Source organism: Diplocloster agilis, assembly GCF_019042275.1.
Classification (GTDB): Bacteria; Bacillota; Clostridia; order Lachnospirales; family Lachnospiraceae; genus Diplocloster; species Diplocloster agilis.
The window spans coordinates 216,692-238,041 of the sequence record NZ_JAHQCW010000001.1 but is presented as its reverse complement, the minus strand read 5'-3'; the positions used below and the strand labels follow the sequence as shown (position 1 = coordinate 238,041).

The 21,350-nt window shown below is 51.0% G+C and carries 13 protein-coding genes; 12 read left to right on the top strand and 1 reads right to left on the bottom strand.

The window, feature by feature from the left end:
- Nucleotides 1–6 precede the first annotated feature (6 nt).
- The 12 genes from KTH89_RS00970 to KTH89_RS00915 all read left to right on the top strand — a co-directional run bounded on the left by KTH89_RS00970 (nt 7) and on the right by KTH89_RS00915 (nt 20,191).
- Nucleotides 7–291, top strand: a complete 285-nt coding sequence (locus KTH89_RS00970) for a KOW domain-containing RNA-binding protein (RefSeq protein WP_158343492.1) — start codon at nt 7–9, stop codon at nt 289–291.
- A 3-nt stretch (nt 292–294) separates the two neighbouring features.
- Entirely contained in the window at nt 295–513 is a 219-nt protein-coding gene (gene infA / locus KTH89_RS00965; RefSeq protein ID WP_158343490.1) for a translation initiation factor IF-1, read from the top strand.
- 225 nt (nt 514–738) lie between these two features.
- Nucleotides 739–852 (top strand): 50S ribosomal protein L36, encoded by a 114-nt coding sequence (rpmJ, locus tag KTH89_RS00960; RefSeq protein WP_073992704.1) that lies wholly within the window; start codon nt 739–741, stop codon nt 850–852.
- A gap of 259 nt (nt 853–1,111) precedes the next feature.
- Entirely contained in the window at nt 1,112–1,480 is a 369-nt protein-coding gene (gene rpsM / locus KTH89_RS00955) for a 30S ribosomal protein S13 (RefSeq protein ID WP_158343488.1), read from the top strand.
- Nucleotides 1,481–1,610: 130 nt separating this feature from the next.
- Complete coding sequence (gene rpsK / locus KTH89_RS00950; protein ID WP_158343486.1) at nt 1,611–2,006, top strand: 30S ribosomal protein S11; 396 nt, start codon at nt 1,611–1,613, stop codon at nt 2,004–2,006.
- Nucleotides 2,007–2,023: 17 nt separating this feature from the next.
- The gene (gene rpsD, locus KTH89_RS00945; protein ID WP_158343484.1) at nt 2,024–2,617 is read left to right on the top strand and encodes a 30S ribosomal protein S4; all 594 of its coding nucleotides are present in this window, start codon (nt 2,024–2,026) and stop codon (nt 2,615–2,617) included.
- A 66-nt stretch (nt 2,618–2,683) separates the two neighbouring features.
- Nucleotides 2,684–3,643 carry a DNA-directed RNA polymerase subunit alpha gene (locus tag KTH89_RS00940; RefSeq protein WP_158343482.1) on the top strand — a complete coding sequence of 320 codons (960 nt, stop codon included), beginning with the start codon at nt 2,684–2,686 and terminating at the stop codon, nt 3,641–3,643.
- Nucleotides 3,644–3,664: 21 nt separating this feature from the next.
- On the top strand, nt 3,665–4,201 hold the full coding sequence (locus KTH89_RS00935; RefSeq protein ID WP_158343479.1) for a bL17 family ribosomal protein: 537 nt from the start codon (nt 3,665–3,667) through the stop codon (nt 4,199–4,201).
- A 198-nt stretch (nt 4,202–4,399) separates the two neighbouring features.
- Nucleotides 4,400–5,140 (top strand): LytR/AlgR family response regulator transcription factor, encoded by a 741-nt coding sequence (locus KTH89_RS00930; RefSeq protein ID WP_238720293.1) that lies wholly within the window; start codon nt 4,400–4,402, stop codon nt 5,138–5,140.
- 200 nt (nt 5,141–5,340) lie between these two features.
- Nucleotides 5,341–6,045, top strand: coding sequence for a hypothetical protein (locus tag KTH89_RS00925; protein ID WP_238720292.1), 705 nt, complete (start codon nt 5,341–5,343; stop codon nt 6,043–6,045).
- A gap of 206 nt (nt 6,046–6,251) precedes the next feature.
- Nucleotides 6,252–9,629 carry a hypothetical protein gene (locus KTH89_RS00920; protein WP_238720291.1) on the top strand — a complete coding sequence of 1,126 codons (3,378 nt, stop codon included), beginning with the start codon at nt 6,252–6,254 and terminating at the stop codon, nt 9,627–9,629.
- Entirely contained in the window at nt 9,626–20,191 is a 10,566-nt protein-coding gene (locus KTH89_RS00915) for a hypothetical protein (protein ID WP_238720290.1), read from the top strand. Before KTH89_RS00920 ends, KTH89_RS00915 begins: the two co-directional genes overlap by 4 nt.
- A 147-nt stretch (nt 20,192–20,338) precedes the next feature.
- Here KTH89_RS00915 and KTH89_RS00910 read toward each other — a convergent pair whose 3' ends face one another.
- Entirely contained in the window at nt 20,339–21,340 is a 1,002-nt protein-coding gene (locus KTH89_RS00910) for a glycoside hydrolase family 25 protein (protein ID WP_238720289.1), read from the bottom strand.
- Nucleotides 21,341–21,350: the final 10 nt, after the last annotated feature.

The following is a 21,350-nucleotide window of genomic DNA, read 5'->3' as shown; positions in this document are numbered from 1 at the left end:
TTGGCTATGGAAGATTGGAAAGCGGGAATGCTGGCGAAGGCAAAGGCAGGTCATGATAAAGACCAGTTATATGTCATAATAAAAGTAGAACCGGAATATGTATATCTGGCGGACGGTAAAAAAAGGACGCTGGACCGGCCCAAAAAGAAAAACCGGAGACATGTCCAGATCATCAAGCGGGCATCCGGTGAGCTGCAGACGAAATTTGAAAACGGAAGTAAAATCATAGACGAAGAAATCAAATATATATTGAAAGCCTATCAGGCGACAATGGTGAGTAAGGAGGTCTAAACTATGTCAAAAGCCGATGTTATCGAGATCGAAGGAACAGTTGTAGAGAAGCTGCCGAATGCTATGTTTCAGGTGGAATTGGAAAACGGCCACAAGGTGCTGGCTCATATCAGCGGAAAGCTGCGTATGAATTTTATCCGTATTCTGCCGGGCGATAAGGTAACGATTGAACTGTCTCCCTACGATTTATCCAAGGGCAGAATTATCTGGAGAGATAAATAACCAGACAAAAACAGTGAGATATACCCATAAAATTCAGAGAATTTATGGAAGATTTGTCTTGCATTATAATATGGTTGATGTTATAATATAAAACGGACGTTTTTTGGGGCCCTTTTGTAGTTATGCCCTGAAAATAGATAAGAAAAGCCCGCGGGCATACCGAGATGTCCGGCAAAAATGGGCAAATTTAAGGAATCGCCTTATGGCAAGAAAGGAGGGTTTTCCGTGAAGGTAAGATCATCTGTAAAACCTATTTGCGAAAAGTGCAAAGTTATTAAAAGAAAAGGAAGTATCAGAGTTATCTGTGAAAATCCGAAACACAAACAGAGACAGGGCTGATTTGTCTTGTCAGGTTCCATTTTATTCGTGCGGCTGCAGTATGAACCACGAGGCTGCGTTGTTCATACTGGTTTAAATAATTCAATAGATTCCGTTTTTCAATACCGAGGGAAAACAGAATTGACTTTTGAAACGTAATATGTCTTTAAAAGACAGACATGAACAAGGAAATACTTACAGTATACCTATATGTCTTTAAAAGACAGACATGAACAAGGAAATTATTGCAATGATTAACTAATGGAGGTGTAATGCGCACATGGCTCGTATCGCTGGTGTAGACTTACCGAGAGAAAAACGTGTAGAGATTGGCTTGACTTACATCTACGGAATTGGAAGAACGAGTTCCAACCGTATTTTGGCAGAAGCGAAAGTAAACCCCGACACCCGTGTCCGGGATTTGACGGATGAAGAAGTTGGTAGAATCCGTGACGTCATCGATGCAACCCAGATGGTTGAAGGTGATTTGAGACGTGAAATTGCCATGAATATCAAGAGATTACAGGAAATCGGCTGCTATCGTGGTATCCGTCATAGAAAAGGACTCCCGGTTCGCGGTCAGAAGACTAAGACAAACGCAAGAACCAGAAAAGGTCCGAAGAGAACAGTAGCAAATAAGAAGAAATAATCTTCTGCTGTAGATCTTGATAAAAACTATTATTTGTCTTAAAAGGCAGACAAATTTAAGGAAACACCCTTCGGGTATACCTTTATGTCTTGAAAGACAGACAAATTTAAGGAAAGGAAAATAGTTTAAAATGGCTAAAAAAGTTACCAAAAAAGTGACAAAAAAGCGTGTAAAGAAGAACATTGAGCGCGGACAAGCGCATATCCAGTCTTCTTTTAACAATACAATTGTAACCTTGACGGATACGGAAGGTAATGCAATTTCCTGGGCAAGTGCGGGAGGATTAGGATTCCGCGGTTCCAGAAAGTCCACTCCTTATGCAGCACAGATGGCAGCAGAGACTGCAACGAAGGCAGCATTAGTTCACGGCCTTAAGACTGTAGACGTTATGGTAAAGGGTCCCGGATCAGGAAGAGAAGCAGCGATCCGCGCGCTTCAGGCCTGTGGTTTGGAAGTAACCAGTATCAGGGATTGCACTCCGGTTCCTCATAACGGATGTCGTCCGCCAAAACGTAGAAGAGTCTAATAGGAGGTGTAGTTGACATGGCAGTTAATAGAGTACCCGTCCTGAAAAGATGCAGATCCCTTGGACTGGATCCGATCTATTTAGGATATGATAAAAAATCCAGAAGAGAATTAAAAAGATCAAACCGGAAAATGAGTGAGTACGGTTTGCAGCTTCGTGAGAAACAGAAAGCGAAATTTATTTACGGAGTATTGGAAAAACCTTTCCGTAACTACTATGCGAAAGCAGATAAAATGCGCGGCATGACCGGTGAAAACCTGATGATCTTATTAGAGAGACGTCTGGACAGCGTAATCTACCGTATGGGATTTGCCAGAACGAGAAGAGAGGCAAGACAGGTAGTGGATCATAAGCACATCACCGTGAACGGAAAGTGCGTGAACATTCCTTCCTACTTAATCAAAGCCGGGGATGTTATTGAAATCAAAGAAAAATGCAAAGGATACCAAAGATATAAAGATATCTTGGAAGCGGCAGGCGGAAGACTGGTTCCCGAATGGCTGGATGTGGATCAGGAGAATCTGAAAGGTACCGTTAAGGAGCTCCCGAACAGAGAAGCCATCGATGTTCCGGTAGATGAGATGCTTATCGTCGAATTATATTCCAAATAATCCTTAAAGGCTTGTGGTATATAATCACCCTCAGAACAATGATAACCCAAAAGGAGGGGCTTTGTAGTGTTCGATTTTAATAAACCCAAAATTGATATTACGGAAATCTCAGAAGATAAAAAGTATGGCAGATTTGTCGTAGAGCCTTTGGAGCGAGGATATGGAACAACTCTTGGTAATTCCCTCAGAAGAATTATGCTTTCGTCTCTGCCCGGCGCAGCAGTAAGCCAGGTGAAGATCGAAGGTGTTCTGCATGAATTCAGCACGATCCCCGGTGTTAAGGAAGATGTGACGGAAGTCATCATGAACATCAAGAGTCTGGCCATCAAGAACAACAGTGATACCAATGAGCCTAAAGTGGCCTATATCGAGTTCGAAGGTGAAGGGGTTGTAACAGCGGCGGATATCCAGGTTGATCCGGATATTGAAATCATGAATCCTGATCTGGTAATCGCGACCTTGAACGGCGGAGCGGACAGCAAGCTGTATATGGAGCTGACCATAACCAAAGGCAGAGGTTACGTAAGCGCTGACAAGAATAAAGATGAAGAGCTTCCCATCGGTGTGATCGCCGTGGACTCCATCTATACTCCGGTTGAGCGTGTGAACATGGCGGTAGAGAATACCCGTGTCGGCCAGGTAACGGACTTTGATAAACTGACGCTGGATGTATATACGAACGGAACATTAGCTCCGGACGAGGCAGTAAGTCTGGCTGCTAAGGTACTGAGTGAGCATCTGAGTTTATTTATAGATTTGTCCGAAAATGCGAAGACAGCAGAGGTAATGATTGAAAAAGAGGACAATGAAAAAGAAAAAGTACTGGAAATGAACATTGATGAACTGGAATTATCCGTTCGTTCCTACAATTGTCTGAAGAGAGCCGGTATCAATACGGTCGAAGAGCTGTGTAACCGGACTTCCGAGGATATGATGAAGGTCCGTAACCTGGGACGCAAATCCCTGGAAGAGGTACTGGCGAAATTAAAAGAACTTGGTTTAGAGTTAAACCATACGGAAGAATAGTAGTAGGAGGTAAGGCGTAAAATGGCAGGATATAGAAAGCTTGGCAGAACATCAAGCCAGAGAAAAGCTTTGATCAGAAACCAGGTGACCAGCCTGATCAATAACGGCAAGATCATCACCACGGAAGCGAAAGCAAAAGAAATCCGCAAAGTGGCTGAAGGCTTGATCGCCATGGCAGTAAAAGAAAAAGATAATTACGAAACCGTTACGGTAACCGCTAAGGTTCCCCGTAAGGATAAAGACGGCAAGAGAATCAAAGAAGTACAGGATGGCAAGAAGGTACAGCTGTTCGACGAAGTGGAGAAGACTGTAACCAAAGACGCTCCGTCCAGACTTCATGCCAGAAGACAGATGTTAAAGGTTCTCTATCCCGTAAAAGAAGTACCTGCAAAAGCTGCAGGCAGAAAGAAAAACACCAAGGATGTGGATCTGACTGAGAAATTATTCAAAGAGATCGCTCCGAAGTATGAGAACCGCAACGGCGGCTACACCAGAATCGTGAAAATCGGCCCGAGAAAAGGCGATGCAGCGATGGAGGTTGTACTGGAGTTAGTATAATCTATTTTCCTGGTATAAAGCGGGAAGGATAGACTGCGAATTTTAAAACAGATAAAAGGTTCAGTGGACAGGTATAGTGCTGTCCATTGGATCTTTTTTTGTTTGGTAAATGCAGGAAGCAAAACATGAAATTGACGGATCTTTATTTCAGTATTAGAATAAAAGTATCAAATAAGGAACAAATTCGAGGATAATGTTATGAAAATAGCTATATGCGAAGATGTATCTAAAGATGAGGTTATTCTAAGAAGCTATCTGTCCCGGTATGCAGCAGCGCATGGATTATGCGTGATAATCGATGGATATAACGGGCCGGAAGAATTTTTATTGGCTCAGCCGCAGAATTATTATGATATTATATTTTTGAATATTTTTTTCACGGAATCCCATCTCAACGGAATAGAGCTGGCAGTAGAGATCCGGGATAAGCAAGTCATGAGCCTGCTGGTTTTTGTGTCGGACAGTACGGATTATGCCTATGAAAGCTACGATATAGGTGCGGTTCATTATCTGTTAAAACCAATCGCTTTCACTGGATTTTCAAAAGCAATGAACAGATGTGTAAATCTGCTTGAGGATTATGGTCATACTATTTATATAAAATTGGCGGGAGGACCCCAGCTTAAGCTTTGGCAAAGAGACATCATGTACATAGAGAGTTTCGATCGCATCGCGGTGATCCATACCCAGGGAGGGACCTATCAGGTGTACCTGCGGATGAAGGAGCTGAGCAGTATGCTGGATCCGATTCTGTTCGTGAGGGTGCAGAGGAGTTATATTGTGAACCTGAGGTTCATCCAAAATCTGAAGTCAAATTTCGTAGTACTGAAAAACGGTATGCAGATTTCGCTGGGACGATCATTGCGGGACAGCGTCAAAAAGAAATATCAGGAATACCTGCAGATTCTGTCCGGACAGATAGATCCTACTGCTATATAGATTAAGGTGGATCATGAGCTACCGTCCCACTGCAAAGAACCGGTAACGGATACTGGTAACGGTTTAGCCATGCCGTAAACTGCATGTTTTTGCTGTAAACTGCCGGCAGAATTTTTGGGAGGTTGCTTTATAATAAAGTTATGGGGTTTATCCGCAAGCTCCTGAAACTAAAAATCTATATGCGAACAGGAGGTCCAAAGATGACATTAAAAGTTGCAAATGTGGAAAGCAAAAGCGTTTCGATCGAATTAAGCGAAGTTACGGGTGACCTGGCCCTGGTGAAATTTCATCTGCTGCAGGGGTGTCTCCCCGCTACGAACAGTAACTATCTGGGAATCTGGCCTGCCGTGGAGGCTGTGAAGGGGGCTGCGATCCCTTGGGACAGCGCACCGTCGAAAACGAAGAAGATCCAGACGGACAGTGAGGATTCCAGCGTCACAATGACTCATCTGGATCTGACGCAGGGCAGCTATATCATAGGATATTCTGTTTCCGCCTATCAGGAGGTTAAGCCGGTCAATAATTTCTGCGCCAGTGCCTTTATTCCTAAGTTGGGGCAGGGCGTGACTTATGAGTATCTGAGTGTAAATTTGAGTATTCGTACGATCCTGCCAAAATCTATCATCATCGATTATACTACCCTGCCCAACTACCGTCCGGATCACTACAATAACTGGATCGGTATCTGGGATATCACGACTGATATCTATAAGGATAATCCGATTAGCTATGTGCAGATCGAGAGTGACATGAGCAAAGATTATGTGGCGCTGGATGATTTTACTGGTATCAGCGGACATCGTTATGTAGCGGCTTATTTTATGGATGGTTGGTCACGGGAGGTCGTCAATTTGTCCAGAAGAGGTATCGCTGCGACCACATATTTTGACACGGTCGAATCCTGATAGATTAAACATGAAGCGTCCAGGTAGGTTGAGCGAGAATCTGGGCAGCGGATGCAATATCATACTAAAAAAAGGGGCCGAAGGCTTGAAATTTTTCAAGCGGGATGGCCCCTTTTTTATAACATCCATACGTCTTGGCATGGGTGTAGGATGGCGTATTGTCAAATTATGGAGTGTGAGTTAAAACAGAGAAAAGGGGTGTTCAGTTGATATTTTATAAAATATTTCCCGGACTTTATACCGGCGGCAGGCCCGCAGAGCAGTCAAACGCGTATTTGATAATACCGGAGGGGAAACAGGCTCCCGATTCATTGCCAATGAAGGAGGCATTCTCTAATACTGTTGGCTCGGATGCCAGCTTCGTGTTCTTCCCATACTCAGTTGGATTCCCGGATGAGAGACAAGCAGCCAGGTTAAAAGGGCAGGTCGCAATGCTGCTGCAGAGAATGCAGAATGTCCAGAGAGCTATATTCTGGATGTCCGATCCCGACTACATATCGGATTCCACGGTTACGGCGCTGGGGATCTCAATCCACGGAAATCGTGTGTTCGGAGCGTGCACGTTCCAGTTGACCGGCGGCCTAGCTTTTCAGGTGGTCAACGATGCAAAGATCAAAGTGGAGGAAGAGAAGGTACGGTTCGAGACTGCAGGCGGACAGCCGCCCGCGTTTGCCTTCCGTCCGGATTTCCGGCCTGGGGAATATCAGATTTTTGACTGCTTCCTGTCTTTGGACGGGGATAACTGCGGCCGGTTTTCCTTTTCCCTGAATATATCACTGAAGGAGTTTATTGACCAGATGCAACCGGGCATGGAATACTTGTACACAGACGACGGGATGAAGAAAAGTATTTTTGCCCCGCTTTTTCCGCCGGCGGGATCCGGACACCAAACCCTTTCCTTTGAGGTCCGTCTGGATCCCTGTGATATCAGAAACCGGAGAAGAGAGATGTCCGGCACCATGGAGGACTACGCGGTCCGTCCCACGGTCTGGAATCTGATCCATATCAATCCTTCAGAAGGGATTCCGTCTTTTTTCGAAAGCATCTATGGAGCCGGGCTCTTCCTGCTGCCATGCTGTGAGACGAAGGAGGGGTATCCGGCCCGTTTTACCTTTTCCGAGAGCTTTGGGGAAAGATACCACCGGCTGTGCCCAGAGGGTGATTTCAGGATCCTGGGTGAGGACATAACGGTTCCGTTATTATGCGGTCTGAACGGCACGGAGTTTTTTGAAATGCCTGCTGGGGGCATCTTACGTTTTCTGTCGGGTCTGCCCGCTTTCGCTCCTAAGGTAACGGGAGATAAGCCGGAAGTGGGCAAGGCGGACGATCCGGATGCTCCCCGCTTGTCATCTGAACACAGAACCTCCTGGGTGGGTCTGCCGGACGTCGGGACCGAGTATGTGGCCCAGCCGAAGGGGCATCCCTTCTACGGTCCGGGTCAGAGTCAGCTTTTGATTCATAAGACCCCTTCCTTTTCCATGGAAGGACAGAAGGATCTTTTTTTTCCTATGATTCCCTATGCAGGTGTATGCGCTGGGGACAAAGAACGTGTCATTCTTCTGGAAGCTAACGTCCTGTCGCGGGAGAGGTGTGAGCGGATCGGACGGCAGACCATAGGGCGGACAAAAAGCTCTGCTGATCTGCACAGAATACCCGACGGGGAAAGTATGTCTTATGTGACGACGCCCTGCGGGCTGCTGGCCGGTCTTAACGGGAACCAATGGAAAGGGATCTATCTGGCCAGTGGAAAGGCTTCCGGAGCCGGGGAGGAACATCTCTGGTTCGAAAAGCCGGACGATATGCTCATACAGGCTTTCCAATCGGGAAGCTTATTCCTGGTAGCTGTGGATCCGCAATACATAGAGGGATCCTTCCATAACGAGATTCATTTGCAGGACTGGCTGATGCGTCTGCCCATCGGTTATAAGGTAAGCTACGGGCACTATGGGGGGATCATGATCGTAAAAGGCTGCAAGGGCGCGTTATATGACCCGCTGGACCGGTCACGGGACGAGAAGAAAAGCCTGATCGCGAATCCCGGCGCATGGTCATACCGGGCGGAATTCTCTTCTCCGGTCATCGACGGCAGAAGGGAACCATCCCAGCAGCAACTGCTGGCCCAATGGCTCGTAGATTATTTCGAACAGGCCTATGAGTCGGAGGATAAGAGCTACTTCCAAAAGTTTAACAACATCGCCGCGGATCCTGACTGGCAGGGGATCTTATTTCTCAGGATGCCATTGGATGCGGACACGCTGCCGGCATCAATGACCGGCCTGCTGAACGGGGTGTCGGATCCCTCTTTGCTGTGCGTGCATCATCTGGGAATTTCTTTTTGCACGGTGGAACAGGAGGGGCGGGAATTGCGCCAGGACCGGGAGGGAAACCTGTTCGGACTGATTTACTATAAGGATCCCGCTCTTAGGGGGCAGCAGGTCGAAGTGGTTCCCCCGGAAGCGGCAGACAGGGACAACTTCCGGCTTCTTATGCTGAAAGTGCTGTTCAGGGATTCCGTGGTTGCGGATTTGCAGTGTTACGCGCAGATTTCCTTTACGGAACTGTTCGGTACGCCGATCCATAAGATGGGGAACGGAGGTAACCCCTATCAGGCCGCGCTCCTGTCCGGCCGGCTTCAGGACAGGGATGGGGTTCAGATGTTTGTGCTGGAAAATATAGGCGAGAGTGAATTCCTTATGGACAGCAACATCCTGAACCGGGTTGTGCTGACCGGTGTGAATATGGGCGGAAGCGGTGTGGATACGGAGTTTGCGCTCAGAGGAATTCTGGACTTTGAGATTCTGGAGGAAGAAGAGGGAAAACCGATGGATTTGCTCTCGTATGGAACGGAAAAAACAGGAGATTCCGCGGGCCTGGTATTCTCAAACGCCGTCCTGCATCTGTCCACGGCAGGCGGACGGCAGGAATTTACCCCGATGTGGGATCAAGCCTGCCTGGACAGGGTGAAGAGCCGGCCAAGGAGAGGAAGCCTGTGTGCCTGTCTGCCCCTGACGCCCCAGGGTCCGGAAGCGGGGGACACATCGCTGATGCCGGAAAAACTTGGCTATCTCACGGTTGCCTCAGGCGCCCGCTTAAGCCGGCTGACCAATTCTGCCTGGTTCGGCCTGCGTTTCACATTGGCGCTGGGTTCGGCCGGCGGACTGGCTGGGAAAGAAGGCTGGGAAGCGCAGCTGCTGCTGGCCTGGAATCCGGCATCGAAAAACGAGAAGCCGGAACTGTTTATAGGAATCCGGCTGCCGGGGGGAGGCCAGGATGCGGACAGCAAAGGCGCCGGCACCGGCGGTAACCGGGACAGCGTGAACAGTGGGGAAGGTATTCTGGGGATTGAAAATGTCTGGAAGCTGTCTATTGGGAACATAGAGCTTTGTTACGACCGGGAACAGGAGGCATTTATGCTGCTGATGCGGGATGTGGCATTGAAAATATTCGATATTCTGAAGTTCCCTCCCACCGGGGCGGTACAGTTCGATTTGTTCGGACCGGGGGAAGAAGCCGTGATTCGGGAATGCGGATGGTACGCCCTCTACCGGCGGGATGAAGAAAAAAAGGAGGATCGGATGATATGAAGATATATGAATTTATCCAGCTGGTTCTGTCGGCGGATCCACAGGCCGGAGATATCTATGAAACTGTGATGTTGCAGCTGCAGCTTTATTTTGGAAATCCTCAGCTTCAGATCCGCGTATACGTGGACAACTCTCCAAATTTTGGACATCAGGCCACAACGATCCATATACTGCGCAGGTTCCTGCGACTCTTCCGTCCCCGGGGCGCCGTCAACGTTCTCTATGATATACGCCGGCACGAAGGGGAAAGACCATTAATTGATAAGCTGGAGATCCTGGTGGAAATGTTCGATAAAAGAAAAAAAGGAACTCAAAGCATTAATTTTGAGGGCCAGCAAGTCTGGTTTACACCATTTGATCCGGACAAAGCATCTTTGCCGTTAGCTGATTTTGGGTTTACGGGTGGGTATGACAATCCGTTTAGTGAAATGCCCAAGATACTGGCGGTAGATGTTTTTCTGCGCCTGGAACCTTATAATTGGCACCGGCCCAGCATGATTGAGTGGCTGGATGATGCGGGAGAATACTGTTCCCGGCGATTACAGAATGTTTACGGGGTATATTACGAAGGTTTTGACCTGTTCCAGAAAATGGCTTATGCTTACGACCAGGAAGACTTTATGCTGCAGCCCGCGGCATTAGCCTGGTTCACCCATAACATTCCAAATCCCAATATACAGAGTCAATCGGCCATGGCGCTGGATCTGATCAGCCGGCGGGGTAATCAGCTGCTGTGGCCGGTGTATGGGTTTCATACGCTGGCGGAAACCGGCACTATTCCCGTTGCGCTGCTGAACTATGGCTTGGCGGCCCTATACTATGCATCGCTCCAGCAAAAGCCGGTGCTTATGGTAATTCTGAGCAAATTTTCCAAGCCTGCGGCGGAAATCGCATGCTTGTTGAACGACTTTCGGGAACAGGACGAGGAGGCTATCACAGGATATACCAGAAATATGAATTCCCTATTCTACGATGCAGACAGCAGGCGGAAGGAAGGGAATGCCCTGCGGGAGCTATTACGACAGGTGCAGGCAGCGGGACTGGACCTGTCCATGATCAAGATAGCGGAACAGGTTACCCCGGTGGTTCTTCAGAATATATTTGCGGATACGGATATTGCGCTCCATGTTCTATTTCTGGGGGATGTGGTGGAACCGCTCTTCCGCGGGCTGTTTATAGAAGCGGACATGCCTCCGGTGTTTGAAGGGCAGGGGACGGCCAGCTTCATGATCTCCTGGGGACGCCCGTATCTGCATTTTAACGGCTCTAATAATGGGGATCAGAATAATTATGACCTGTTCCACGCGGACATAGCATTTGCGGAGGAACTGCAGGAGATTGCGACGAACCCCACTATCCCGGTCAGTCAGCCGACACAGGGAAGACTTTACACCGGCCTGGAACGTATCCATAACCTTCTGCACTTTTTTATCTATTGTCATGAGCGGGGGAATCAATATACGGAGTTCTTTGACCGCCTGGCGCAGCTCATGGGAGAGATGGAAAATGATAAGCTGATGATGGGAATGGTGGCCTGCTTCGCCTACTTGGAGGATCGGGTGGAAGGGGCGGTTCAGGCAACATACCGTGCAAGCGCTCCCCTTACGTTGCAGGAAGTCCTGAAGTCCTTTACGCAGGCGGCGATGCATCGGCCGTTTTCCTTATACGACTGCCTTCCGGACAGCAACCTGACTTCCTATCTGCGCACCTACCTGGAAGCTTTCCCCCTTGGCGGAGAAGGCTTACAGGTGACGCCTGCATATGATGACGACGGGGAACTGATCAGGGTGGTGGTTTCGGACGCCGGCACGGAACTGTATGGGATACCGATGGTGATAACGCTTGTATTTGAACATTTTTTTGAAACGGGAGATGTAACGGCAGCTCTGTCCTGCAGATCCCGGGAAGACTGGGAATTCCTGCCCTGGATAAAGCTCTCGAATATAGGGTTCGACCTTCAGATACCGGAAAACGCAGTGCCGGTCTGGGGAGGGATTACCGCTACCTACACGGATTCAGATATGGATTCCGGTGCATTTATAGGTCCCGGTACATTTATAGATTCCGGTATAGGTACAAATATAGATACATACGCGGACACGGACATACGCTTTTTACTGCAATATCCGGTTATCAATCAGGTATGGGTTCTGTCCGCCGTATGGGACAAGCCGTTTAGCGCCTTAACGGTGCTCTGCCGGCTGGCGGGTAATCTGGACTTTATGGAGATCCTGCCGGCTCCGCTGCGGGACCTGGCGGGAATCGGGGCGAAAGAGATATCCCTGTCCTATGACACGCGGGAACACCGGCTGCAGTCCGTTATGATCCGTCTGGAGGCCGGTGAGGCTTGGACTTTCTGCGAGGAACCGGAATTATCCATACTGCCGGGAATCTGCATTACAGTTACGGATCCGGGCAGTTTCGAGCATCGGGGCATGTCCGCTGAGATAACCGGACAGATTACATTGGAAAATGAAGGGCGGACCTCGGTCCTCGAAGTGTGGGCGCGGTTCCCCGAATTCCGGGCGGGCCTCTCCCTGGGAAGCGAAAAGCTGATACTTTCGGATCTTCTTAAGATTCTATCGCCCGATATCAAGCTGCCGGAGTCCTTCGAGGTATCCGTTCTCCAGATGGAGCTGGACCTTCAGCGGAAGAACTGGCAGTTCGGATGCTATATCGATATGGACTGGGAAGTGCTGGATATTTTCACGGTTACCGGGCTGGGCTTGAGCCTGCAGCACGGGGGGAGCAATAATGCGGCGATGCTGGCGGGAAGCGTGGATTTTCTTCCGGACGGTCCGATGCCCATCGCAGTGTCCGTGACTGCCGGCTATACTTCGGAAAATGGATGGAAGTTTAAGGGAGAGGTGACGAACGGTCAGCAGGTACAGTTATCCGCCGTTCTCTCCGAATATATCGGGAAGAGCGGGGGGATATCTGAAGGAGAACCGGACTTCCCGCTGTGCAGGATAGAAATCCTGTTTGAAAGCAATACAAGCAGGTGGAGAATCAGCGCCGCGTCCCAGGAGCCGTGGGTGGTGCCCTTTATAGAAAACCTGTCTGTAGAAGCTTCAGTTTCCCTGGGAACAATTGCGCCGGAGGAACATACCGGCCTGCACGGAGCCGTCATACAGGCAACTGCTAAAGGGGCAGGCAGCGAGTTCCTGCAGACAGCCTCACCGGGATCTGAAAGCGCTCTCTATGCCTACATGTGGGCACATGTGGTCTGGTCGAATATCGATCTGACCCTCTGGTACCGGTACGCGGGTCCCAAGGGGACGTACGGGTTCGGTCTTACCTGCGAGGGGATCGGAACCGCGATGCTGGAAAAATCTTCGGAGGAAGAGGGGTGGAAGGCGGATATCCGCTTCCAGGAAGGAGTCACACTGGGCAGTATTCTATGCAGGATGATTTCCTGGGCTACCAACAAAAGCTTCGGGCTGGAAGCGCCGTGGAATGTGCTGGATGCCATCTCTCCAAAGAATTTTCACATCCTATATTATTTTAAAACGAATCAGGTTGCCCTTCAGATGGATATTGATCCGATCGATCTGGGGATCGCCAAGATCAGCGGGATACGGGTAGAATACCATAGCGGCGGGGGGATGCAGGAGAAAGGGGTTTTCATCACCATCGACGGATCGTTTGCGTGGATGCAGGGGGATTCCATCAACTGGAACGCCGCAAAGCCCGGCAGCGCGCCGGCGCCGGACGGGAGCGGTTCTTCTTCCTTTATCCTGCGCACTCTGGCAGCCGGACAGCATATCGGGATTGAGGGACTGGCACAGGCGGATACGGTAGAAAAAGCGATGTTGGCTATCAATACCCTGGAGCCTCCAAAAGGAGAAAAGCTGCCCCCGGTCGCCTATTCCTCAGAGGGCGGCTGGCTGATCGCTGCGGATTTTGGAATTCTGAAGAGTAAAGGGGAAAAGGATTATATGGTGGATGCCCAGATCGTATTCTGCGATCCGGTTTTATATGCGCTGCGCCTGCGGCTAAATGGCGCCGCAGCCAAGGTATTTAAGGGACTGGACATCCAGGTGCTCTACCGGAAGGTCTCCGATACCATTGGCGTCTTCCAGATGGAAGTTACGCTGCCGGACACCATGCGGTATCTCACCGTCGGCGCTTACAGCCTGACCTTGCCGGTCTTCGGCCTCGCTGTCTATACGAACGGGGATTATCAGGTGGATATTGGTTTTCCGTGGAACCAGGACTTTGGGCGATCCCTGGCGGTGGAGGGCATTATCTATCCCTTCATTCCTATAACCGGGGCGGCAGGGATCTACTTCGGGAGCCTTTCCGACGAGACTGCGGGTGACCTGATCCCCCATTCGGAGGACGGGTTATTTCAGCCGGTGATCACTTTTGGCTTCGGCATCCGGGCCGGCTTCGGAAAATCAGTCCACTACGGGATTTTAAACGCGGGATTTTCTCTGACAATCATGGCCATCATCGAGGGGGTTCTGGCTAAATGGAATCCTTACCCGATGGCGGAGCTTGGAGTGCTTGGTGACGAGGCTTCCCTGGATACGGATTATTATTATAAGCTGACCGGTATCGCTGGAATTTCGGGGCAGTTGTTCGGCAGCGTTGATTTTGCGATTATTAAAGCAGAGGTGAATGTGTCATTATCGCTCTATGTCCAGTTTACCTTTGAAGCCTACCGTGCGGTGGTGCTAAGCGTGGCGGTAGGGGTCGAGGTAGAACTCAGCGTATCCATCAATCTGGGCATATTCAAGATCAGGATTCATTTCAGCTTTTCTCTTAAGATAAAGGAGAGTTTTTCTTTGGGCTCAGACAGCAAAGGTCCCTGGGAATTGGGCCGGACGCCTTACGGCGGGCTGCAGATGCCGGCGGGCAGGCTGCAGGGGCCGGCCGGAACCCGGCTGTCCAGGCTGCCCCGGAGGGAGTACAACCTCCAATGGAACAGGCTTCGCCCGTCCGGCGAAAAGCAGTGTTTGACGGGGTACATAAGCGCTTCCCTGACTGCAGCGGCGGATGAGTGGGGGAGCGGGAGCGTGGCGCCGTGCATGGTGATTCTGCTTCTTCTGGATACTACACTGCCCGCTTCCAAAGACCGGGATTCCGCGGTACGAAAAGCCTTAGGATCTCAGCCCGATACTGCGTTTGAACGATTGACTAAGATGATCGGCCGCTGGCTGGTCGCAGCCCTGCAGGATCAGGGGGATTATTCGCCCGGGGAGGCGGACGGACTGGTTATTACCAAGGAGGCGCTGGACTGGGCTATTGATTATGGACTGGCTTCCTCCAGGGAGAATCCGATGCCGCTGCCGCCGGATGCGGTGAAAGAATTCCTCGAGGGGCAGTTCCTTTTGCAGATCGGAACCGGAGCAGGGGAAGACGCGGGTGATATGAAAGAAGGACAGTCAGACGGCGGACCCTCAGACGGCGGACCCTCAGACGACGGACAGGTAAGGAACGGCGTATATTTCCCTGTGCCCGGGGAACTTTCCATGAGGGCCGACGACGGGGAAGGGAGAGTCACCTCTTATGAGTTCGGCGCTTATAATGAAGTATCCTGGGATAAAGTGTATGCCCTCAGGGAATTGTTCGATGAGTTAGCGGTGAAGGTGCAAAAGGAGCGGGATCCGGTTCTGTCGGAGCAGGTAACGGGCAGCCCGCTATCCATGTCCGAGTGGGTTTTCGCGGATTATTTTCTGCTGCTGGCGCGGCAGATGGCCCAGGCTATGAGAGAACAGCTTCGTAATTACCAATATCCCCTGACGGGACAGGAGTCCGCCCGGGATATCATAAGCTGGATCAGGGAGCGGGGAGGCCCGGAGTACACGCTGTATGACCTGCTGACGGCGAATCAGGAACATCCGCTTGGCAGCGGGATATCCCTGGCGGTGGCCGGACGGGAGGCATATACCGTGTCCGAAGGGGATACGGTTCAGTCGATCATCCGGGAGCAGCAGATCTCTGTGCAGATGCTTTCCCAGCCGGAAAATGATACCATCCATGGACTGTTTGCGGCGGCAGAAGGCGAGGGGGCTGAACTTTCCCTGCCGCATCTGGAACAGCTCAGACTGGCCGAGGTGCTTATGGGGGTCCAAAGGAGCCAGTATTTACAGCATTTGTCCGGTATGGCGTCCCGCTATCATATGCATGGTCTTCGGATTCCTGCGGACGGGATAAGTCCGGCTGCCGAAGGAATGTGGGTAAAACGGCAGGGAACGAAACTTTGCCTTCCGGAGGAGGCGGGTATGTATGCGCTGACCGGCCAACAGATCGCGCTTTTACCGGATATCCGAAACGAATTTAAGATTACATTCGACTGCAGTACTGTTCCCTGGATGGAGTGCGGGTCTCCCCTGGAGATCATCCTTTCACCGGGCAGCCCCAAAGCCGGGCAGGTAAAATGGCTGATGGAAGCGGCGGCGTATCCGGGAGAATTAAAAGGAGCCGCGCTTCAGCCGCAGGGGTTGGCGGACAGGCAGGCCGCGTCTTACTCCTTTACCAACCCGTATACCCTTACGGCGGCCGATCCTGTCGTACTTCCTTATGCCGGCAGCCCTGTTTCTACTTTATACCTCTATGAACTGCCGGAGGAAGCGGTCATGGGCGCCACAGCCGGAAAACCGCTTATGTACCGGATGTCCTATGCCAGGTATGACGAGGCGGAAGGGGAGATGGCGGAAAGCCCAGGGGTCAATTACGGATGGGGAACCAGGATTACCTTCCGGATCAGGAAATCGCCCGGACGGGAGGGTTATCCGATGCTGAACAGAACTTATGACCTGGCCGGAATGGGGCAAAAGGACGTGGCGAAGCTGGAACGGATCCTAAGCGTAGAGGAGGGCGGACTTCCGGTATCCGGTCTTTTGCTGGGATACTTTGAGAAAGATCTGGAATCCAGCGCCATGATAAGCGAAGGAAACGCGGTGAGTTTTTGGCTGCAGCGGTCGAACCTTTCCACGGAAACTCATCCGGCGGGGAACCGGATTCCCGGCGCCGCGCCGGAGGATACGTCTGCATTTTTCAGATGTCTCTGGGAGGGATGTATTACGAACAGTGGAGGCTACAGCCTCTATTACCGGAATGAGGCAAAGGACTGCGGCCTGCCGGATGAAATCTTCGATGATAAAGGCAACGCTTCGGTCAACCTGTTCGTCCTTTATGACAGGACAAAAAACGGGTGTGATGCAAAGACGGAGGAGAGCTGCGGGGTCTTTGACTATATGAATCTGTTTGTCACCGGCTGCTGCCTGGAGGAGGGGACGGTTCCGCTGGGCAAAGCATGCGACGGACGGGTCATGCTGAACCCGACGGTTACGGCCGGCGTTCTGAAAGCTGGCGCCGGCAGAGAGGTCCCTGCGGATGTGGAAGAGATTACGTGCAAGGCCGACGCGATGCAATATCTGCTTAATAATTACAGTTTGTTGTCTTACCGAATACTGGAAAATGATTCCTTTATGGCCAGTCCTTCCAGTATGCCCATTGGCCCCGCCCCGGGGAACTTATGGCAGTTTACGGCTGCCGTCCCTTACCGGCCGTTCCTGAAATATAAAAAGGCGGATCTGTGGAGCTGTTATCAGGACGGAGAAAGCCCTTATGTGGGTATCGGGGAAACCTTGCGACTGGAAGGATGGTGGCAGGATCTCTATGGAAACCGGATCGTCTCCCGGAATGTGAGAGGACTTAAGGAAGCGGCCGGGGATATCACCGTGGGTTATGTTGACCGGCTCATTCCACCGGACTCCTGGCCGGGGATTACTTATGACTGGAGGATCGCAGAGGAAGGCAGTTTTAGTCATGGGATGGATCCATTCGGCGCGTCTCCGGTGTTAGTATTTACCCTTCGTTTTGACGGGCGGCGTTATGATAAGGCGGAGGCGGCAGACAGCGCAAAACAGGCGTTTGCCCGGTATGGGGAGATCTATTACCAACTGACGGATCCGAATCCGGTGCGCCTGGAGTTAGCGACTTCCCTTCTGAAGGAGGACCGCTTCCTGTTCGGGGAAGAGGAGAGAGAGGCTCTGAATGACTGGCTGTTCGCCCAGGAGGATTCGGTCTGTGCCTATCTGAAGCTGCGGGCCCAGGGGAAAGAGGCTGCCGCTCCGCAACCCTGTGAGATCGCCTTCCCGTTCCATGACAGGCAGACCGCCGAACAGCAGCTCTTTGGTCTTTACTGCCGTTTACATATGCATCGGACGAAAGAGATCGTACCGGAGGAGCTGACGGAAGATCCCGCGATCCTGACGGTATCGACGGAGATTCCTCCTTGTCTGGAACTGGTTCCAGGACTAAATGCCGCGGGAATCAGAGTGGGAGAAGAAGCGGGGCGGACCAGGGATATGTCTGTGTTTGCCCGGAATCTGGAACATGCCTTCCCGGGAATGCGCGTCCTGTGTCAGGAAAAGCAGCCCCGAAGCGAAAGCGCCCAGCTGTGGATTTTCCGCCAGGGGGATAGGGCGGCGGATTACCGATTCCGGGAGGAACCGGTAATCTGTGCGGTACGTCCTCCGGCCAACAGGCTGATGGACAGCGGCGGCGATATCGGTATCTATTCTTATGTGCCGGGACAGGGCCTGTCCCCATCTCCGGATATGCGAAAGGAGTTCCGGCAGATTGATCTGGATGATTGGCTGCGTTTATTTGTCCGGGCATTTGACGACCTTCTGGAACCGGGGATGTTAAGCGCGATTTTCCTGGCCGATCCGGACGCTTATGAGGAATTGCTGAATCAGAAGAGATCCCTGGCGGACAGTCTGGCCGGCCTACTTATGCCTGTTTTTGCCGATCAGGGCGGCAGCTCCGCAATGGGGCGCGAGATCCTGCGGCAGCAGTTGCTGAACCGCCTTACCAGCTTGTATGGAATACGCGCCGTGTTGGAATACAAGTTGGCGGTACAGGCGATGATAAATGAAAATATACCCCCGCGGCTGTATGGATCGGTTACATTGTCCCAGACGGCATCTATTTCCATAACGGATGCCAGGTTCGCGCTGGAGACGGCGCAGAATGCCGGGATGGCCTTCTGTGTTCAGGCACCGGAGCTGCTGCGGAATGATCAGGGTGGTATTATAAGTGAGATAGAAGGGGAATTAATCTGGCAGCCGTCATGGCTTGAACATCAAATTCACAGCCTTCCGAATATTGCGAATTATCATGGATCCTCGTGGCTGGGTAATGTGACGGGGCCGGATGAGGCCAGAAGCATGGGAAGAATTCGGATTCCTATGCTCCTGCGCAGTTATCCGGATATGCCGGTTATGGTTATGCAGGAGCAGGCCGGTGAAGACCGGCAGGACCTGTGGGATTTGCCGGGTATGAAGCGCCGTGGGAGGGGAGATGGTCTTCAGGAGGGAGCTGATCTGCAGGAGTTAAATGGTCTGCAGGAGCTTCTGCTCTGGAATTACATTTTTACCTATAGCTTGCCTTACCATTATCCACAGGATGAGATATGGTGCACGGTGTATTTTAATCAAACAGAAGTAAAAAGTAGAAAGGATGAGCTCCAGGAGCTATTTACCGCACTTGCCCGCTTTGCAACAGTGTACCCGCAGATGAGAAATGACCTGGATATTTATGTAGCGCGTCTTAGTGAAGGCGCGGATTATGAAACGGCTAAAAAGATCATAAACTCTTTTTGTACGTTGTCCCGCGGGGTGACTGAGGCGGCTGTTGTCCTGAAACGCCCGGCAGCCGTGAAGAATATGCCGGGATTCCGGGGAAGCGGTTTAGCGGACGCCGAAACAGCGGTGGGGAACGACCCCGCCGGCTCGTATTCGTTTATGCTCCGCGAGGGAAGCTATGACGGGGAAGAAGGCGACGAGTTCGCCATTGGTGTTTTTGCGGCTCACATTCCCGGACTGCCGGTACCGGAGGTCGGTCTCACCGGGGAAGACTATGAGACGGTTCGGCGTGATCCCGCCATATGGGGCCCGGACTGCGCCGGTCTGTATACTTACCGGGATAAGAAGACAGGAAAAGGGGTAACAGTGACGGAAGGACAGTCTGTGACCAAAAGAAGCGTTACTTTACAAGGGCTGAATATTCTCAAGTACCAGAATGCCCTGGCGGGAACGGAGGTGATCCGGAACCGGGATCTGATACCGGGCCGGGAGATAGCGGAGGAATTCATATATGACACGGGAGAAGTACGGTTTGACAGCCCGTATTTTGCCAGCAGGGAAATAAAGGATGAGATAGATCTGGCTTCCTTTGGACAAAAGCCAGGTATAGCGGGCAGGCTGACAGCCTTTTTTAACGAACTGCTGACAGGGTGCGAGACCTGTGAAATGAAGGTAGAGATGGAGGCCCGCTACAGCCGCGTGTTAGGCGGCGGCCTGGAGCCTATTGAGCTGCCCGTCTGTCTGCAGCTTCCACTGCCGTGCAGCTGCGGGGAGGCCGGATTGATGGCCGTGGATTGGGAAAAGGAGATCCTGTCCTGGTATCAGCTTCATATAGGAGATAGTATCCGTCATAAAGGGTCGAATCTGCATTTTGATATTACTTTGTTTACAAGTTATACTCCCCAGCCCAGACAGCTGCTGCATTTTCCGAATCTCATATTGGATGAGGCCGAGCTTTAACCTCTCCACACACAAATAAGAGCATCCCCGCCAAAGCCAATGCTTTACCGGCATTGAGATCGAGGCGGGGATTTTGCTGACGGGAGTGAAGTTATTATAAAAGACATCGGTTAGCGGGATTATTATACGAGACCGCAGATAGTTCGTTTAATTATAAAAGACCGCGCTCAGTGAGTTGTAACCTGCGATGTAATCTTTGGTTAAATTCAATTTTACCTGCAAAGCGCCGGTATTAGAGCGAGTTTCCTTTCCAAATAATCCGTCTTCTTTGATGGATGTGCCCAGGATTTCGTTCGTACGGCGCTGCCAGTATTTTACAAGCTCACCGCTGGAGCCGACGGATATTTTCATGCCTGATTTCTTCGCTTTCAGGGCAATCTTTTTCCGTACATACCGGGTTTTCGGCCCGTCCAGGCCGTCTTCGGACAGAGGAAGTCCGTTCATATCCCGGTAACCGTCGGCGTTGGCTGCTTTCTGGAACTGAAGTACGTGAAGATTGCAGGCGGGAGGCTGGGAAGCGGCGGGAGTATTTTCCTGAGACGGGTCGTCCTTTTCAAAATCCATATAGAACTCGTTGACATCGACCTTGCCGCCGATACCTGGAACTTTTCCGGATGAAGATTTCTGCCAGATAGCACAGGAGAGTTTCTCCGAATCGCTTAACCCGGAGGTGTATCGGGCGTACCACAGATAAGCGTCGATCCGGTCCAGGTCAAAGTAGTTTTTCAGATAATCTTTATTGGAATACAGGACGGGGATATAGCCGGCGGATGTTACTTCTTCACAGAAAACACGTGCCATTTCAGTGGCCAGTTCGCGATCGATGTGGACACCGTTGGTGCGTGCGTACCGTACGGAGTCGTATTCCAGGTCGTAGGCGATGAGGCATCTGGATCTGTATTTGCGGACCGCCTCGATCGCGAAGCGCGCCTCCTGGCGGGCCATCTCCTTGTCCAGGGCGTAGCTGAACCAATAGATGCCGAAGGGGATATCCAGATTCACGCAGGCGGCTGCATAGCGTTCAAAAGCCTGATCGATATTGTTTTTGCCGTATCCGGCACGCAGGATTATGTATCGGTAACCGGCGTCTCTTACGCCGGAGAAATTGACGGTTCCATTGTGATAACTTAAATCGATTCCAGTATACATAGTGTAACTC

Bases quoted from the DNA above. Each gene is read 5' to 3' on its own strand.
- KTH89_RS00970 (WP_158343492.1), top strand. From the start codon at position 7: ATGGAAGATTGGAAAGCGGGAATGCTGGCGAAGGCAAAGGCAGGTCAT.
- infA (WP_158343490.1), top strand. From the start codon at position 295: ATGTCAAAAGCCGATGTTATCGAGATCGAAGGAACAGTTGTAGAGAAG.
- rpsM (WP_158343488.1), top strand. From the start codon at position 1,112: ATGGCTCGTATCGCTGGTGTAGACTTACCGAGAGAAAAACGTGTAGAG.
- rpsK (WP_158343486.1), top strand. From the start codon at position 1,611: ATGGCTAAAAAAGTTACCAAAAAAGTGACAAAAAAGCGTGTAAAGAAG.
- rpsD (WP_158343484.1), top strand. From the start codon at position 2,024: ATGGCAGTTAATAGAGTACCCGTCCTGAAAAGATGCAGATCCCTTGGA.
- KTH89_RS00935 (WP_158343479.1), top strand. From the start codon at position 3,665: ATGGCAGGATATAGAAAGCTTGGCAGAACATCAAGCCAGAGAAAAGCT.
- KTH89_RS00930 (WP_238720293.1), top strand. From the start codon at position 4,400: ATGAAAATAGCTATATGCGAAGATGTATCTAAAGATGAGGTTATTCTA.
- KTH89_RS00925 (WP_238720292.1), top strand. From the start codon at position 5,341: ATGACATTAAAAGTTGCAAATGTGGAAAGCAAAAGCGTTTCGATCGAA.
- KTH89_RS00915 (WP_238720290.1), top strand. From the start codon at position 9,626: ATGAAGATATATGAATTTATCCAGCTGGTTCTGTCGGCGGATCCACAG.
- KTH89_RS00910 (WP_238720289.1), bottom strand. From the start codon at position 21,340: ATGTATACTGGAATCGATTTAAGTTATCACAATGGAACCGTCAATTTC.